This is a genomic window from Cognatazoarcus halotolerans (genome assembly GCF_009800965.1).
GTDB classification, from domain to species: Bacteria; Pseudomonadota; Gammaproteobacteria; order Burkholderiales; family Rhodocyclaceae; genus Cognatazoarcus; species Cognatazoarcus halotolerans.
The window spans coordinates 20,535-37,811 of record NZ_WUAF01000021.1 but is presented as its reverse complement, the minus strand read 5'-3'; the positions used below and the strand labels follow the sequence as shown (position 1 = coordinate 37,811).

The following is a 17,277-nucleotide window of genomic DNA, read 5'->3' as shown; positions in this document are numbered from 1 at the left end:
TCAGCCCTCTTCAATGCGGCCGATCGCGGCCGGCATCTGCTTGCCGAGCTTGCGGTATTCGGCCGCCAGCGCCGCGACGAGCTCCGCTTCACCGAGCGGGCGCCCTGCTGCCCCGGCCATCGCCGCGGCGGCGAGCACCACGTTGCGGATGTGGCCGCCGGCCAGGTCGCAGTTGGCCGCCAGCCGGTTCAGCGCGGCCGCATCGAGGGTGTTGGCCTCGCCGAGATGGGCCAGCCACAGCGCCCGCCGCTCGACCGGCCCGGGTGCCACGAACTCGATGATCGCGTCGAGCCGGCGGGTAAAGGCCGAGTCGAAGCGCGCGCGGCTGTTGCTGGTCAGCAGGGTGATGCCCTCGAAGCTCTCGATGCGCTGCAGCAGGTAATTGGTCTGCTGGTTGGCGAAGCGGTCGTTGGAATCCTTGACGTCGGTGCGCTTGCCGAACAGCGAGTCGGCTTCGTCGAAAAGCAGCACCACCTCGGCATGCTCAGCCCGTCCGAACAGCTCGGCGAGATTCTTCTCGGTCTCGCCAATGTACTTGCTGACCACCGAGGCAAGATCCACCCGATACAGCGGCAGTCCCAGCCGGGTGGAGATCCAGCCCGCGGCGAGCGTCTTGCCGGTGCCCGAGGGGCCGACCAGCAGCGCCCGCACACCGGGCTTGTAGCGCGAACGCGCGGCCAGCCCGAGCGGTTCGGCCAGTGCGTCGCGCAACCGGCAGCGGGCCAGCAGCGAGTCCAGCGCCTGGCGCTGGGTCGGCGCGAGCACCAGCGCTTCGTCGGGAATGTCGTCGGCCAGCAGTTCGGCCAGCGCACCGAGATCGGCACCCACGCCGCTGCGCGCGACATGGGCGACATGCGCAACACCGGGCGCCGTGCCGGCACGCGCCGCGGCCGAGCGGGCAGCCTGCCCCAGTTCGGCGATGCGGCCCGCGCCGTGACGGTGGTGGGTGGCCAGCGCATCGACCGCTGCCGCCTCGCCCAGCGCCGCCTGCCACAGCTGCGCCCGCTCGGCGGCCGGTGGCACCGGCAGGCGCCACTGGGTCACCGCGCCCGGCCCCTCGATGCTGCCCTCGAGACCGGTGCTCACCAGCAGCGGGCCATCGTAGCCGGGGATCTCGGCCAGTCGCCGCCGCTCGCCCGGCGCGAGGCTCAACTCGAGCACCGGCAGGCGTTCCTGCAGCCACAGCCAGGGACCCAGCCCGCGCGGCGGTTCGCCTTCGAAATACGCCGGCCGGCGTCCGCTGGCGGCCGCCACGGCGAGTGCCGCCGCCCTGCCCTCGCCGGGCACCGCACTGCGCAGCAGCAGTACCCGGGCACCGTCGTCCCGCAATCCGGCGGCCTGGCGCTGGGCCGCGGCGATGGTCGACTCGGCCAGCACCGGCAGTGTCGCATCCGCGTCCGAGACACCGTCGAAGCGCCCCTCGTAACCGGCCAGCGCCATCACCAGCGGCAGCGGCACGCGGATACTCCGTTCGCACAGCGGCCGCTCTTCCGGCTCGAGCTGCAGCAGGCCAATGCGCCGGGCCGGGCCATCGGCCAGCAGGGCCAGCGCGTGGCGCTCACCGAGCCGCTCGCAAAGGCTCACCAACAATCCCGCAGTGGGCCGCGCGCCGCCCACCGGATGCTGCAGCCAGATCAGCGCCCGTGCCGCCATCGGCACCAGCTCGGCCGCCGAGCCAAGCGCCGCGGCGAGCGTCTCGGGCAGGCTCAAGGCCTCGCGTGCGGCAAGCGCGTAGAGCGCCTGGTCCTCCACCGGAGGATCGGCCAGCCAGGCCGACATCAGCGCCTGCACCGCCGCGTCGCGTCCTTCAAGCTCCGACGCGAGGCTTTTGGCGCAGTCATCGGCGAGCTGACCGCGCGCCTCCAGCCAGGCCGCTTCGGCCCCCTGCGCCGCGATGCAGTCGCTGGCCAGCAGCGCGAAAGCGAGATCGGCCAGGCGCGGCAGGGCCACCCGGGCCGGTGCCTGGGTGTCGACGCGCGGATGCTCGGGCCGGTTCATGAGACGTCCCGCCCATAGTGAAAGCGCAGCACCCGCCGCAGCCAGGGCACCCAACCTGGGTCGATGTCCAGGCCGGCGCGGCGGACGCGCAGGTCGACCGCGTCGAGCGGCTGGCGCAGGTCGACATGCGTTTGGGTAATGGCGATCGCCGCCGGACGGCACACCAGGTTGAAGAGGCCGATACCGACCCTGAGCCGCAGCTGCCGGCGGCACAGGCCAAGCCAGCGCCGCGCCTTGAGGTCGGCTGCCTGGTCCGGCGGCAGCGGCAGCGGCAGCTCGCACAGCAGCCAGGCGGGATCGTCGCCCGCGACCGGCAGGCGGACCAGCAGGGCCGCGAAGATGCGCTGCGGCAGATCGCGCGGCGTGGCTTCGTCGGCCATCGCCTCGCCGAGGCCGAGCCGCGAGAGTAGTGGCACCAGGTAGAGCAGGCCGCCCGCCGCGGTCGGCGCGCCGATCTCCTGGGCGAGCGCGGCTTCATCGGGTATGCCGGGCGGCCCGACGACAGATACGTCGGCCGGTGTCGTCGCGGTGGCCCGCGACGCAGTCTCCTCCGGCGGCACCGTTGCGGGGGGCTCTGCCGGCTTTGCCGATGCAGCGTCGATCGGCTGCTTCGTCACAGCCACGCGCGGCGCTGGCCTCGGACCCGGTATGGGCTCGGCGCGCCCTGCCTGCGATGGCAGCGCATCGGCAGCGGTCGCTGCGCCGGGGGCGTTCTCGACACGCTCACGCCCGTCGGTAGAAGCATCGCCAGACCGCGCCCCGGACACCCCGGCAGGCCCGGGATCACGGAGCTCGGCAGCCTCCGGCGCGATCTGCACGCTGCATGCCCGCGCCACACCGAGCAGCCAACGGTGACGGCCGTCGGCGGCTCCGAGGTGCCGCGCCGACCATTCGAGCAGGGCCGGCCAATGCCCCGCTGCCGCGCTCACGCGTCCTGCCGTGAAAACGCCCACAGCCTGCTCGAGGCATGCCACATCCGCGCGGCCCAGTGCCAGCAGCAAGACCGCACAAGGTGCCGGACCATGACCGACCAGATGTTCCACCCAACGCGGCAGTGCAACCGGCGCCTCGGGCAACGCAGCCAGCGACAAGGCCACGGCGCGCAGCGCGGCGCCCCTGTCCAGTGCCGGCCGATAGCCCCTTGCCACGAGCGGCCAGCACCAGGCTCGGGCCGAAGAGCCGGCGAGGATCAGCCGGGTCAATGCCAGGTGGGCCGCCAACGCATCCGCAAAACGCACCGCCGGCGCAGCCGCGAGCGCTGCATCGTCGGCAGTGTCGCCGTCCACGATGGTGGCCGCGCGGCACTGCGCCTCGAGCCGCAGCGCCACCTGCTGCGGCGACGCCCCGGCCGGGAACGGCGGCAGGCGCAGCCGGCGCACCAGCAGCAGGCCGGCACCGTCACCCGGCAGGCTGGCAGTGCGCAGCGCATCCTCGATGAGGAAGCCTGCGCGCCGCGCGAGGGCATCGTCGGGCGCGCGGATCGACAGGCGGCGGACGCTGCGCTCGGCGAGCATGGGCCTACCTGATCTTGACGCTGGCGAGCCGCGCGCTGCTCATCGCCACCGGGCTGTCGGCAGCGACGAACTGCACCCGCGTCTCGGCGGCGAGCTCGAGCCGATTGCCCTCGACATGCAGCACCGTGGTGGACACTTCGCTGCTGGCGAGGTCGTCGACGCGCGCCCGCGCCACCACCCGGTCGGCCTGGTAGACCAGCGCCTGCATGCCGACCCGCAGCTTGAGCCCGTCGGTGACGCGGATCGGCAGGCGGATGCCCGGCACCGCGGTGACCGGCGCCGGCAGGCGGCCCGAGACGATGCGATTGACCGACGCATGGCTGGCCAGCAGCAGGCACATGTGCACCACGTCGTTCATGAGCGACTCGGCCTCGCTGTCGCCGCTCTTCATCTGTCCAAACAACCAGTCGGCAAAGGCCTGCAGCTCACGTCGGGTCTCGTAGTCGAGCTCGCCCCAGCGCGGCAGGCCGGCCAGGTTGCGCAGCCGCGGCGTGGCGTCGAACTGCGACAGGCGCTCGGCCCAGTCGAGGCGGATCGACGGGAGCACGCCGGAGAAAGCCTCGTGCAGGCAGGCGGCGATGCGCGAGATGCTCTCGAATACCGCGGCCGCACGGCTCGCCACCAGGCCGCTGCCATGTTCGCCGTCGATGAGGTCGCCCAGCGACACCACCTTTTCGGCCTCGCTGCGGGCGCCCTGCCAACCGAGATTTCCGATCAGCACCGGATCGATGCGGGTGGCGGCCACCCGCAACTGCTGGACCGAGGCAAGCTGCTTGCCCTGCAACGCGGCGATCGCACCCGCCACCCCCTTGACCGCCACCGTGGCAGGCTTCGCCGCCACCCGCAGGTTGAGGATCTGGCTGCGCAGCTGGGCCGACTGCATGGTCTTGACCAGCAGGTCCACACGGTCGAGCTTGTCGAGCAGCGCCGGCACCGCGGCGAACCAGCGCGAGGGCGCCTCGCGCACCACCGCGAGCAGGTCGGCGAGTTCGTCGGGCGCGTCCTGGTGGGCCTTGAGGCAGGCCGGCACCGGCGCCTCGAGCAGCCCGGGATCGAGCTGGCGCATCGGCGCCGTGCTGATGAGCTCGGCCTCGCGCGGGCGCTGGTAGGCGATGAACCTGACGTGGTCGCGCAGGATCTGTGCGCGGCGGTCATTGATCGCGGCGAGGCGCGCCTCCTCCTCGGCGATCAGCGCGCGGGTCACCGCCACGTCGTGACGGGCCTCGGCGAGATCCTCGCCCACCGCCTGGATGCGCTGGTCGAGCGCCACCGCCTGCTTGCGCAGGCTGTCGAGCAGCGACTGGCTCAGGCTGATCGCGTCGCGGTAGAGCTTGATGCGGCCTTCGAGCTGGCGCATCAGCGCCACGGTGTTGTCGGACAGGTCGGCGCCATCCGAGAAGTAGGCCGACTCATCCACCTTGCTGCGCCGCGGTGCCTGCAGCATCAGCGGCAGGCGCCAGCGCTCGGCCAGCACGGTGCGCAGCGGCAGGCTGCGGCGCAGGTTGTTGAGCGTGTTCTGGTCGTTCGGGTCGGTGCTGTCGACCACCGGCAGCGGCCGGTCGGGATTACCGACCTCGACCTCGGTGTCATAGAACAGCGCTGGATCGCCGCGCACGCCGTGGAACACCACGCCCTCGAACAGCCCCGCTTCGTCGCCGCCATCCTCGGCCTCGAGCGTGTCGGCCAGCGCGATCAGGCCACGCACCGCCTCGTAGCGGGTCGAGGTAGTGTAGTCCTTGGCCTCGTTGGCCTTGGGCGCCTCGAGCCGTTCGGCGATGCTCACCGTGCGCACTTCGGCCTTGCCGATCAGTGGTGCCGCATTGGTGATGTCGGCGGGCACGAAAGAGGTCGAGCCGAGCACCAGCTTGGCGGTGGTCGAATCGCGCACCGCGGTGTTGGTGTCGATCAGCGAGGTGTCCGCGACGTTGAACTTGAGCGTCTCGCCTTGCAGCAGCACCTGGTTGCTCTTGGTACCGAGATCGAGCGTCTGGGTGCCGACGGTCGTCCCGAAAGTCTGCCCGCCCAGCAGCAGTGCGCTGGTACCGGCGCGCGCGGCGGCGGTCGAGATGCTGCCGGCGGTGTCTACCGTACCGCCAGTGCCGGAAGCGCTCGGCGCGGCCGCGGCCGGCGCAGCGCCGCCGCGTGGCGCCGCACCCAGCGGCTGGCTCGCGTCTGTGGTGCTTCCCTTCAGCTCGCTGAAGAAACCCGAGATCCGCTCGGTCGAGGCTACCGCAGTCTCGGCCTGGGCGATGCTGGCCAGCGCCGGCGAGATCGCCAGCCGCGTGGCCGCAGTGGTGCCGAGCACCAGTTGCCGCACGCGGTAGATGTCGGTCTGCACCTTGACGAAGTTGTAGTCGACCAGGTCGTCGGCGCGATCGGCGCGGCTCTTCAGATAGGCGATGAAGCCCTCCAGCCCGCGCTGGAAAATCTGGTAGCGCTCCTGCTCCGAAAGATGGCCGAGCGCCGGGTTGTCATAGAGCCGCAGCGCGGCATCCACCTGGCCGTTGATCGCCGCGGTGGTCGGCGCACGCAGGTCACGCGCCGCCAGCATCTGCCAGATGCCGCGCTGCTGGGCGCCGGCCGGCAGGCTGCCGGAGAACCACACCCGCTCGACGTTGGCCGCGCTGAGCGCCCCGGCCGCGCCGAAGGCGGCGCTGCCGTCGAAGAAGGTGAAGGCCATGCCGTTGAGCGCCACCCCGGCGAGGTCGACCCCGCTGGTGGCGTCCACCGGCACCTCGAGCCGCACCCAGCGGCCGGGCCGCGGAATCGCCGCGATGCGCCTGCGCGAGGCCGCACCCTCGACGCCCCAGCCGATGCGACTCAAGCCCCAGTAGGCGCGATGTTCCCAGCTCGCACCGGTACGCCATTGCAGCATCAGCTGGGCCGGCGGATTGTCCGGATCGATGTAGGCCCACACGAACAGGCGCTCGCCCGCCGCCGGCGTGAAGGTGCTGGTGGCATTCTCGAAGAAATGCTGGTGCAACCCGGCCATCGGCGGCTCGGTGTGGCCGCCGCCGGCGGGCGCGCCGGAGCCGTCGACCGGCAGCACCGCAGCGGAGACCTCGAACGGCGCCCATAGGTCGTTGTGGGTCATGAAGTCCCAGCGCTCGTCGCCGTTCTGCTGCGCGGCGGTGGGCAGCACGCTGCAGAACCACTTGTTGGGCGCGCCGCTGGCGCCGATCGAACCGGTCATCGCGAAGGCCGCCTGGCCGTCGTAGAGCGTGAAGGCCATGCCGTCGGCCGCGAGGCCTTCGAGCCCGACCAGCGAGGCAGGCAGCGTAAGCTGCACCCACTCGCCGGGCTCGGGCAGATCGCCCGCGTGGGCCCGCGACACCGTACCGTCCGCGCCCCAGTCGATGAGATTCTCGCCCCAGTAGGCGCGGTGGTCCCAGGTGCCGGCATGCCACTGCAGCATCAGGCTGCGCGGCGGATTGGCAGGATCGAGATAGACCCAGGCGAAGAGGTGATCGCCAGTCGCGACCGCCAGGGTCTCGGTGGCAGCCTCGAAGAAATGCTGGTGCACCCCGGCGCGCAGTGCCGAGCGGTGACCGCCACCGGCCGGCGGCGGACCCCAGGGCGACAGCGATTCGGTCTCCAGTGCCTCGGGATCGTCGGCGATCGCCGGCACCGGCAGCACCTTGCCGCTGATCGCGCGGGCCAGCACCGCGGCGCGGGTACGCAGCCCCTGGCGGGCGCCGAGCGCGCGCGCGCGCTGCAGCTGGAAGGCTGCCAGGGTGGCAGCGAATTCGGGATCGATGATCTCGCGGATCAGCAGGCGCGGCTCGAACACCGCCTGCGGCACCGGCACCAACAGCCGCACCCGCTCGCCCAGCGAGAGGTCGAGCGGCGCCAGCGAGGCAGCCTCGGCCAGCGCCGCGTCGAGTTGCTCGGTCGGCAGCGGCACGGCATCGAGGGTGAAGCCGACGGGGAAGAAATCGCTCGACATGGCCTCGAGATCGACCACGTGTGCGGGCAGCAAGCCGAATGGCGGCAGGTGCGCGTAGTCGGCGGCCAGTGTCGCCGCGTCGGGCACCGGGTCGCCAGCCGCGGCGATCTGCTCGGCAAGCTGCTCGAAGCGGGCCTGCCACAGCGCCGGCAGGCGCCAGTGGATGCCGAGCCCGTCGGCGGCACCACCCATGCGCCCGTAGCGCGCGCGTCCGCCGCTGCGCACCACGCTCGCACGGTCGAGGAAGAGCGGCGCCCAGGCGGCATCGCAGCCGACCAGCGCGAGCGGCACGCCAAACGCCTCCCAGGGCAGCAGATCGTCCGGTCCGAGCATGCGTTCGGCGTCGAAGACGCGCCACGCCAGATCGTTACGCCAGCGCCCCGGCGCGCCCGGCGGCATCGCCGGCAGGCTCACGAATTCTTCCGGCCAGGCGTACCACAGCAATCGTGCCGCATCGCCGATGCGCCAGTCCTCGAAGGCGATCACGTTGCCGTTTCCGCAACCCTCCAGCGAGCACGGATCGGTCGGGTCGAACTCGCCGATGCGATCGGCGGTGACCGGCTGCAATAGCAGGATGCCGGCCCGCGGCAAGGCCTCGGCGTCGGCCGCCACCACCGCGCCGAGGGTCGGTCCGACCACCTTCGCGGCGATACTCCCGCCACCGCCGCCGGCACCACCCATGCCGGCGAAGACCGACGGATCAGCCACCACCGGCAGGTCGGCCAGCGCGACCTCGAGCGCCTGCAGTACGCGCACGTCCTCTCCATCGATGCTCAGGCCCTGGCCCTGCATGAGCGCCAGCCGGGTCGTCGCCAGGCCGCCGGCGTTGCCGGACATCGCGGCTTCGAGCCCGCGCACCACGCCCGGCGTGAAGGCCTGGCCGCGCAGCGCGATGTGGCGGGCGCCCCAGTCCTGGCGCGCCGAGAGGGTCGGGCCGGTGAGGGTGCGGCCGGCGAACAGGTGCGGCCGGCGCAGCCACCAGCGGCTGGCGTCGGCGGCATCTTCCGGCGCGAGTCCGACGATGTGCTCGCCGGGCAGGGGTCTGTCGATCGGGGTGATGCTCACGATCCACCTCCTTCAATCCGCTCGATCATTTGCGACCGCCCTTCGTTTTTGTGGCGGGCGCGGGTTTCGCTGCCGCGGGCGCGGCCTTGCGGCGCTTGCCCGACGGCGTGGTGGCGGCCTTTTCGCCAGGGCCGGTCACCGCCGCGGCGCTGGCCTTGCGGGCTGCGGCACGCGGCGCAGGCGCGGGCTCCGCTGGCGCCGCGGGCTTGACCGGCTGCGGGCGCAGCACGGTTCGCGCCATGCCGGACAACTCGGCCCCACGCACGGTCGCCGCCGCAGTGTCGGCGCTGCGCCAGTCGCAGCCTTCGGCCATGGCCTTGAGCGCGGTCTTGCTCGGCACGGTGTCTGGCCGGGCGCGTTCAAGCCGGGTCAGGCCGTCTCCCACGCCTGGCGCCGACATGTTTGCGGCGACCCGCAGCACCGCGGCCTGGTCGAGCGTCGTCGCCTGGCCGAGTTCGCCCAGTGCAGCCGCGGTGAGGGTCGGCGACTCGGCAAAACGCGGACTCGCCAGCAAGCTCTGTACTTCCAGCGCAGCGCGCGGGGTGGCGCGTTCGAGCACCCGGTTGGCGGCCGTGTCGAGACCCAGCGCGGCGAGCCGTGGCGCTGCGGCATCAGCGGTGTCGCGTCCGGCCACGCGGATCGCCTCGCCGGCGAGATCGTCGCGATAGGCGAGGTTGCGACGGCGCACGAACCACAGGTTGGGCAAGGCCGCGAGCCGCGCCCACTCGGCGGAGGACGGGTCGCTCGGGACGACCACCGGCGGCAATCTTGGAATACGTAGCTGCTGCAGGATCTCGAGCGGCTTGCGGGTGGCCACAAGGTTGATCGCGGCGGGTCGCAGGGTCAGCGGGCGGGTCGTCAGGCGATTGCTCACCGCGCGCCACTCGTTGCGCGGGACCGGCGCCAGCAGCAGGATCGAGGTCGATTCGAGGGTCGCCGAAGGCGCTTCCAGGTCGATCGGCGGCAGCAACAGGGCCTCCTCCACCAGGGCTGGCAACTCGTCCTCGGGGATGATCGAGAAATCCACCGCCATCTCGGGCGGGAAGTAACGCTGGGTGAAGTCGCTGGTGTCGATCATGCCGGCCGGGATCGGGCCGGCCGAGGGCAGCACCGAAAACTGCTCGTGCGCCGCGAAGCCGCGCCCGCCGTTGGCGATGAGGATGTCGGCGAGCTGCATCTGGTGCTGGATCAGGTGGGCGAGGCGCAGCGCGCGCGGGGCATGGCCAAGGCCCGGCAGGTCGGCGCGGTCGGCGCCCAGTTCGCGCCGCACCATCGCCTCGTCGATCCATGCCACCACGTTGTTGGACAGTGCCAGCATGGCCAGCGGCAGCACATTGGCGGACAGGCCGCGCACGCCGTCGCCGGCGAAGATGGTGGCCGCGGCGCGGCTGCGGCGGGCGTCCAGCGCGTCGGCGGCGCCATCGTCCTGCCACGGCACCAGCACCACCGCGGTGGCTTCGACCACGTCGCCGTCCTCGACGGTGCGCTGACCGGTGATCGAGGTCGGATAGGCGCCGGTGGGGTTGTCGGTGTATTCGACCGGCCGCAGCGCCAGCACGAACAGGCCGGTACGGCTGCGCAGCGGCGGTTGCGGCAGCTTGCCGAGGCCGAAGCGGGCCGAGAGCTGCTCGGCACGCGGGATGTCGGCCAGGCGCAGCTCGATCGCCCGTGGCAACAGCACCAGCTCGCCGGCCGGCGTCACGCCGTAGCCGGCGGTGACGTTCAGCCGGTCGCCGGCGCTGCCGCGCTCCACTTCGAGACCGCTCGCCACACCGCTGCCGGCCGCCTGGCCGAGGTCGGCCTCGCGGGTGAGGATGTATTGCTGGTCGCGTATCAGATCCCGCGCGGCGAGGAAGCGTCCGTCGAAATAGCGTGGCCGTTCGCGACGCGGATCCTCGATCAGCACGCCGGCGCCCCTGAGCGTCGCGACCTCGTCGGCGGCGAGGGTTTGGCGGCTTTCACCAGTGGTCAGGTTCATGGCTCATCCTCCACGGCGCAATCTCGAGCGCCAATGTTGCTTGCTGTTCATCCGCCCGCTCCGAGTGCGCCGGCGAGCATCCCGAGGTGCGGCAACACCCGCCTGCCGCCGTTGTCGACGATCGCATCGCCGCTGCGTGCGGGCGGGTTGCCGGCAGCCACCGGCACGAACACCCGCGCGAGGAACACCGCGGTCGGGTCGAGGCCGGGCGGGTGTCCCGGCGGTGCGGGCAGCTCGCCCGCCGCGCTGCTGTTGCCGGCGTTGTCCGGCCAGCCGTCGAGCACCGCGTCGAGCAGCGCGTCGCGGCGCTCGGCCGGGCTCAGCGCGGAGAGATCGCGGTCCTGCTGCGGCAGGCCGTTGAAGTCATCGTCGAGACCGTCACCGCGCAGCACCAGATGCACCTCGTAGGCATCGCGCAGACGCGAGGTCTGCACCGCGTCGAGGGCGTCGAAGGGGCCGCTGGCGAAGGCCGGAGTGAGCGCCTGACGGCAGGTCACGAAGCGCACGAAGACGTCTGCGATGACCGCCCGGGCCGGCAGCGCCGGGCCGTCGGCGATGAGGCGCGCGCTGGCGAAACGCTGCGGGTTGTCGAGCGCGGCGAGGCGCAGCCCGTCACCGCCGTCGCCTGCCAGTTCGCCATCGAACCAGCGGGTAACGCGTAGGCACACCGCGCGCGGCACTTCCACCAGGCGGCCGAGCCGGTCGACCGCGAGGCCCGGGGCGATGCGAATCTCCTCCACCGCATCCCCCGCGGCGGGCACCTGGCGCACCCGCAGGCCAGCCAGCGTACCGCCGCCGAACAGCCCCGCCGCACCGGCCGTGTCGGGATCGAGACCGTCGGGGAGGCGCCGCGCGCCGGCACCGCTGGCGAAGGCCAGTGCGCGGGCGAGACGGTTGCGGTGGTAGGTCTGCTCGTCGGCAAAATCGCCGGCGTCAAGCAGCATGCCAGTGGCGTAGTGCGGCCGCGAGGCATCGGGCAGCGCGTAGAGTGGATCGTCGGTGGGCGGGCGAAGGGGGCTGTTCATGTTTCGCTCCTGGTTTTTGCGGGTTTGCGTGCGCGGGGCGTGCTGGGCTTGCGTGGCCTGGCCGGGCTGCGGATCGGCGTGACCACATCGGTGAGCACCGTCGGCCGGGTGACGATCGGCGGCAGCGGATCGACCACCAGCAGCCGCGAGACCACCACGTCCACCGCGACCGGCGCGCTCCTGCGGCCGTCGCTGGTCACCACCTCCAGCTGGAAGCGGTGGGTGCCGACGGCGAGGCCGGCATCGACCGTCACCACCGCCTCGGCGGTCTTGACGGCGCGGCCCTTGACGAAGGTGGTCATCGCGGCGACTCCGGCCCGGCGCTCAGCCCTGGCCCATGTAGGTCCACAGGTAGGTCACGACCTTTCCGCCGCCCGCATCGAAGGACTTGGAACCATCGAGATTGAAGCTGTTGCCGAAGGCGGCGGTGCGCGGCCCGCTGATCACCGCGGTCGGGTTGGTGGTATCGGCGACGATCACCACCACCTCGTCGGGGACCGAGATATTGCCCGAGTCGTCGACCACCACCAGGCGGAAGGTGTGGCGCCCGAGCGCCAGCGGCTTGTCGACGGACAGGGTGACCTCGACGGTGGGGGTGTCGGTCTTGACTTCCTTGTTGATGATGAACTCGGCCATGATGGGCTCCTTGGGTGAGGGGTGACGGGCTCTTGACGGGGGCGCCTAGTCGACCAGGCGCCATCGGTATTCGGTAATGCGACCGCCCGGCGGGGCGATCGAGCCGCCGCCGTCGAGCACGAAGCTGCGGCCGTGCGGGACGGTCATGTCGGGCCCCGCATCGGCCACCGGCGCGCCGGCCGGGACGCTCAGCAGCGGCGTGGTGGCGCCCGACAGCCGCGGATCGAGGCTGCCGACCCCGAGCACGTAGTCGCCATTGCCGAGACTGCTCACGTCCGCCCGCGCCGGGGTGCGTTCGCGCGGTGGGCCGAGCCAGGTATCGACGCCGACCAGGCTGGCGATGCCGACCAGCAGCGGCCAGGTCGCGGTCTCGACCTGAACCTCGACATGGGCCGGCGATTCGAGCTCGACGATGCGGCGGATCAGGCCGAGGTCCTGCGGCTCGACGCTCTGGTGCACCAGCACCATCGCGCGGAAGGCGAGCTTGTCGTAGAAGGCCAGCACCGCGTCGTGCTCGGCGCTCGACACCAGCTCGTCGCGGAACAGCGCCAGCAATTCGACCCGCTCGGCCTCGCCGAGGATCAGGGTGTCGCCGACCACCGAGTTGCCGCTGATGATCAGCCCGGGCAGCAGCGGGTCGTCCTCGACGTTGAGATTGACGCCCAGCAGCGTGCTCATCAGGCGGCGCATGCGAAAACCCTCGAGCAGCACGATCTCGCCGCCACGCACGCCGCCGTCGGTGGCGATGTCGAGCGCGAGGCGCAGCCCGCGGCTGGTGCCGTGGTAGCGCGCCAGTTCGCTCGAGCGGGCCAGCCATTCGCGCCGGCGCGCCTCGGGCAGGGCCGCGTCGAAGGCCACGCCGAGCCAGCCGCCGAGCCAGTCAAGCGATTCCTGCGGGGCCACCACCGGGTCGCTGGCCAGATGGGCGGCGGCGGCACGATCCTCGAGCGGGGTGAGCACGCCCTCGACGTTGCCGAGCAGGCGCTCGAGGAAATCCGCCGGCGTGGCCTGCGGACGATAGACACTGATCGCCCCCGCCTCGAGCCGGAGGATCCAGCCAGCTGCGCCATCGCGCAGCTGCCACAGGCTGCCGGCCGCCAGTACCGTCACGCTCGCCGAATCGCCAAGGGACAGCGTGCTGCGCAGCGCGTCGGGCACGCTCGTCGCATCGAGCTCCGCGGCCAGCAGGGCATCGAGCGCAGCTACCTTGACGCCCGGGGATTCGGCCGCGGCACCGTATTCGGTCTCGCGATAGAGCCGCGGCAGGTACTGGTCGCGATATGAAAAGCGCGAGCCCCAGGCACGCAGCGCGGCAAGCTCGGGCGAGTCGCGACCGTCGCCGAAGAAGCTCACCCGCACCCACAGGTAGCGCCCGCTGAGCGCCCGCACGCGGTGCGCGGCGCGCTGGATCAGGGCGCTCCACAGCCCGGCGCGACCTGCCTCGGGCGCGCCCCAGGCGCCCAGGCCCGGGTGGCCGGGCAGCTCGGAGGGCTGGCGCTCCCAGGCCGCCCGCGGCACCGCCCCGAAGGGCCGTGCGTCTGCAGGCAGCTCGCCGAACTGGTGGGCGTGCCATTCGAGCACCCCGGCCTGGCTCGGCTCGGCGCTGGTCGCCAGCCACACCAGCATCCCGCAACCGGCCGGCAAGCGGGCTTCGGCATAGAGCCGGTGCCATATGGTCTGCTGGTCGCCGCTGTCGATCAGGTGGATCGTGCCACCGCTGAAGTTCGCGGCCTCGCCGCGCCGGGCGAGGTTCGACACCGACAGGCGGTAGAGCGGTTCGACGCTGCCGCCGGCCAGCGGATAGCACGGCGGATCGTCGAGCCGATGGGCGAAGGGCGCCTCCTCGGCTTCGGCGGCGAGCGGATAGATGTCGCCGGCCGGACGCAGGGTGAGCGCAGCGGCAGGTGCGAGGCGCGGCACCCACACCGGCGCGTCGCGACGACCGGGCAGCCGCGCCGCGATGCGCCCCTCGGAGAGCCAGTCGATGGAATACGCGAACAGCGCGCCGTCGAGCGTCTGCACGGCACCGAGCCGGCCGAGCCGGCGATCGAACAGGCGCAGCCGCGATTCGCCATCGCCGAACCACGACAGCAGCGCCAGCGTGCCGTCGCTCGCCAGCGCCAGCGACTGCGGCCGCTCACCGGCCGGCCAGGAGACGCCGTCGAACAGCCTCAGCGTTGGCGGCGTGGGATTCTCGGGAGCTGGGCGGAAGGTGGTGTGCGCGTAATCGGCGGCCGGGCGGGCCGGCTGCACGCAACCGCTGAGCCGCCCGAGGCGCCCGCTGGCGCGCTCCAGCAGCCATGCGCCGCCGGCAGGATCGGCGGCGATCCGCCAGGCCTGGAAGCCCGGGGTGGGCAGCACGGTGTCCGGCCAGCGGCCGCGCAGGTCGTGCAGCAGCAGGCGTTCCGCGAGCGCCACGTAGAGCACGTCGTCGAAGCCGGCGGCGAAGTCCAGCGGACGCTCGGCGAGCGGCAGCAGGATCGCCGGCTCGGGCAGGTGGCTGGTGACGACGATGGCCATTTGCGCTTCATCCCAACGCGCCGTCGCGCCCTGGCGGTCCACCGCGCGCGGCAACCGCTCGAGCGCCGAGGCTGCAATCGCCGCCGCGTCGGCCGGTGGCGCCGACAGGGTCCGCTCGCTGGCGAGACGCAGCGCCCGGCAGCCGGCGCGATACTCCACATGAGCCCGGCCCGGCCAGTGGGCATCGTCGGCAAGCAGCCAGAAGCGTTGTCCGTTGGCGTCCATCAGCACACCTCGGGCACGACCGGCACCGCCACCGCGGTATCGTCGGCGAAGGGATTGGGCACCGCCGAAAGATCGCCCGGCGCGCCGCCGCTGCCGGCGGGGTTATCCACCGCCACCACGCTGAGCAGCTCGGGCAGCTGCCAGGGCGAGAGCGACAGCGACTGGGTCCCGTCGGCAGTGTTGCGGGTCAGCAGGCGCCAGCTGGCCTTGCCATCGATCTCGGCCCGCTCGAACAGGTTGATGCCGCCCACTTCGGCCACGCCGGCCACCCGCGAGACCTCCACCTCCAGCTCGCGCTCGCGCACTGTCCTGCCCAGCGGCCAGCCGGCACCGGACGGCCCATAGGGCGGCAGCGGCCAGAGCAGGCGGCGCAGCGCTTCGCGCAGCTCGAAGAGCACCGCCTCGCGGCCGAAGCCGTCGCGGATCGTGACCCCCACCGAGACGCCCAGCGGCACGTATTCGCAGCCGATCACATAGAGCTCGGTGGCGAGCGGCGTGCGCACCGACAGGTGGGCATGAACGCGCTCGATGAAGGGCCGGTCCGGCCGCGGGTTGGGCGCCTTGCCGAAGGCCTGCGCCGGCAGCACCATCACGCTGACCACGCCGGGCACGTCGAAACGCCGTTCGCGCGGCTTGAAGCGCGGCATCACCTCGACCCGCGCCACGTCGGTGCCGGGCACCTCCTGGGCGAGCCGGCGGTAATCGTCGGCGGTGACCGCGCGCTCGCGATGGCGCAGCAGCGCGGGGATGCGCTTCTCGGCGCGCGCCAAGGTTTCGGCATCCTCGCCGCCCTCGGTGGCGAGCGGCTGGGCGACCTTGATGCCGGGCATCGGCCGCGGCGCGCCGACCAGCCGGGCCGAGGAAACCTCGCTGAGGCTGTCCGCCGGCAGGTTGCCGGCACGTCCGCCACCGAAACGACCATACGCCAGCCGGATGCGCATCTGACGCTCCGGCACGCGACCGCGCACACCGTCGCCGAAGCGCAGCGTGCCGGCCTCGGCGTCGAGCTCGAACACCGCCGCCTCGCGCGCCACCACCGCATCGGCCGAGATCGCGGCGAGGTCGTCGACGCGGGACCAGGGCTGGTAACCGCGGCCCGCTTCCTCGACCTGGAGTTGCAGGGTGGCGGCATCGACCGAGCCGGCCGGCAGGCTGAAGACCTGGTCGGCAGCGCCGGTGGATACGCCGAGCACCCGCCCCGAGAGCGTCGTGCGCTGGTCCACCGCGGCGGCGTTGATGCCCACCCAGGCCAGCTTGAGACTGCCCACGCCGCTGCCGGGCTTGGGCCGCAGGCGCAGCCAGCCGACCAGGCGGGCGGCCTTGTCCGGGTCGTCGAGGCGCGGCGGGTTGTCGCCCACCCCGGCGCGCGGGTTCTCGCCGACGTCGTTGGCCGGCGCCCATATCAGCGACTCGTCGGGCATCGGCAGGCGCAGCACGCCCGGGCGGGTCAGTCCCGCGGTGGTGTCGTTGGCGTCGCCCGGGAAGGGCTCGATGGTGAGGTAGTCGGCGTTCACGCCGTCGGCGCCCTGCGTCACCACCTCCCACAACACCGGCACGCGGGCGCGCGGGCCAACCTCCTCGAACAGCGCCGGCGCGGCGATGGCCGGCACCACGCCGACCGACAGCATCGCGGTGGCGCCGCTGTCGCCGCCGCCCAGCGCGGAACGGGCGGCCTCGTTGGTGGCGGCCTGCTGGTCGGGACGCGGCGCGGCCGGCGCCAGCAGCGCCAGCCACAGGGCCTTGTCGGCGCTCGCGGCAAACACGTCGACACCGTCGCCGCTGGCCGCCCGGCCGCCTTCGAACAGCGGCGTGGCGAGATAGCCCCTGGCCGCACCGTCGATGCGATGAACCTTCTGCAGGCCGGCAATCACCGCCTCCATGCGCGCGGCGTCGCTGTCGGGCAGCGGCTGCTTGTACCAGGCCTCGGCGCTGACCGGCAGCAGCGTGGTCTCGGCCAGGGTCTCGAAGGGCACCGGGGCCTTGATGCGCGCGCCGGCGGCCAGCGTCACCCCGGAGAGCTCGGTGGGCTGGGCGAAGGCCAGGCTGACGATGCCTGCGGCCGGCTGGGCGGGACGCAGGCCCTGGCCGAGCAGCTTGAGAAAGACCAGCCGCTGGCGTTCGGGGATCAGGTTGACCCGGTACAGCAGCGCATCGCCGAGCCAGGCAAACAGCTCGAGCAGGGTGCGGCCGGGGTCGCCGAGGCGCGGGTTGGTCCATTCCGGCGTGTGGGCCGGGATACGGGCGAGCAGGTCTTCGAGCAGGTCGTCGAAGCTGCGGTCGTCGAGGCGCGGGGGCAGGATGGGCATGTCAGGCCTCCTGCCGGATGGCCCGCGCGGCCGGGCCGCTGGCGGGCATTGTTGTCAAGCCTGG

General features: G+C 72.6%; 9 protein-coding genes. All 9 read right to left on the bottom strand.

All coding sequences use genetic code 11. The features are described from left to right. Genes GQB03_RS19475 through GQB03_RS19435 form a run of 9 tightly spaced genes read right to left on the bottom strand, consistent with a single transcriptional unit; the run spans window position 1 to window position 17,213 of the window. Window positions 1-1,998 carry an ATP-binding protein gene (locus tag GQB03_RS19475; RefSeq protein WP_159692902.1) on the bottom strand — a complete coding sequence of 666 codons (1,998 nt, stop codon included), beginning with the start codon at window positions 1,996-1,998 and terminating at the stop codon, window positions 1-3. Next, on the bottom strand, window positions 1,995-3,512 hold the full coding sequence (locus GQB03_RS19470; protein WP_159692900.1) for a hypothetical protein: 1,518 nt from the start codon (window positions 3,510-3,512) through the stop codon (window positions 1,995-1,997). Before GQB03_RS19470 ends, GQB03_RS19475 begins: the two co-directional genes overlap by 4 nt. A gap of 4 nt (window positions 3,513-3,516) precedes the next feature. Beyond that, the gene (locus GQB03_RS19465; RefSeq protein ID WP_159692898.1) at window positions 3,517-8,523 is read right to left on the bottom strand and encodes a hypothetical protein; all 5,007 of its coding nucleotides are present in this window, start codon (window positions 8,521-8,523) and stop codon (window positions 3,517-3,519) included. Between the two features lie 25 nt (window positions 8,524-8,548). Continuing rightward, on the bottom strand, window positions 8,549-10,501 hold the full coding sequence (locus tag GQB03_RS19460) for a hypothetical protein (RefSeq protein ID WP_159692896.1): 1,953 nt from the start codon (window positions 10,499-10,501) through the stop codon (window positions 8,549-8,551). A 47-nt stretch (window positions 10,502-10,548) separates the two neighbouring features. Then, the gene (locus GQB03_RS19455) at window positions 10,549-11,526 is read right to left on the bottom strand and encodes a hypothetical protein (RefSeq protein WP_159692894.1); all 978 of its coding nucleotides are present in this window, start codon (window positions 11,524-11,526) and stop codon (window positions 10,549-10,551) included. Next, a complete protein-coding gene (locus GQB03_RS19450) occupies window positions 11,523-11,828 on the bottom strand; it encodes a hypothetical protein (protein ID WP_159692892.1) in 306 nt (101 codons plus the stop codon). The genes GQB03_RS19455 and GQB03_RS19450 overlap by 4 nt, the downstream gene beginning before the upstream one ends. A gap of 22 nt (window positions 11,829-11,850) precedes the next feature. Further along, window positions 11,851-12,162 (bottom strand): hypothetical protein, encoded by a 312-nt coding sequence (locus GQB03_RS19445; protein WP_159692890.1) that lies wholly within the window; start codon window positions 12,160-12,162, stop codon window positions 11,851-11,853. 45 nt (window positions 12,163-12,207) lie between these two features. Then, window positions 12,208-14,907, bottom strand: a complete 2,700-nt coding sequence (locus GQB03_RS19440) for a phage tail protein (RefSeq protein WP_159692888.1) — start codon at window positions 14,905-14,907, stop codon at window positions 12,208-12,210. Next, window positions 14,907-17,213, bottom strand: coding sequence for a baseplate J/gp47 family protein (locus GQB03_RS19435; RefSeq protein WP_159692886.1), 2,307 nt, complete (start codon window positions 17,211-17,213; stop codon window positions 14,907-14,909). Before GQB03_RS19435 ends, GQB03_RS19440 begins: the two co-directional genes overlap by 1 nt. Window positions 17,214-17,277 lie beyond the last annotated feature (64 nt).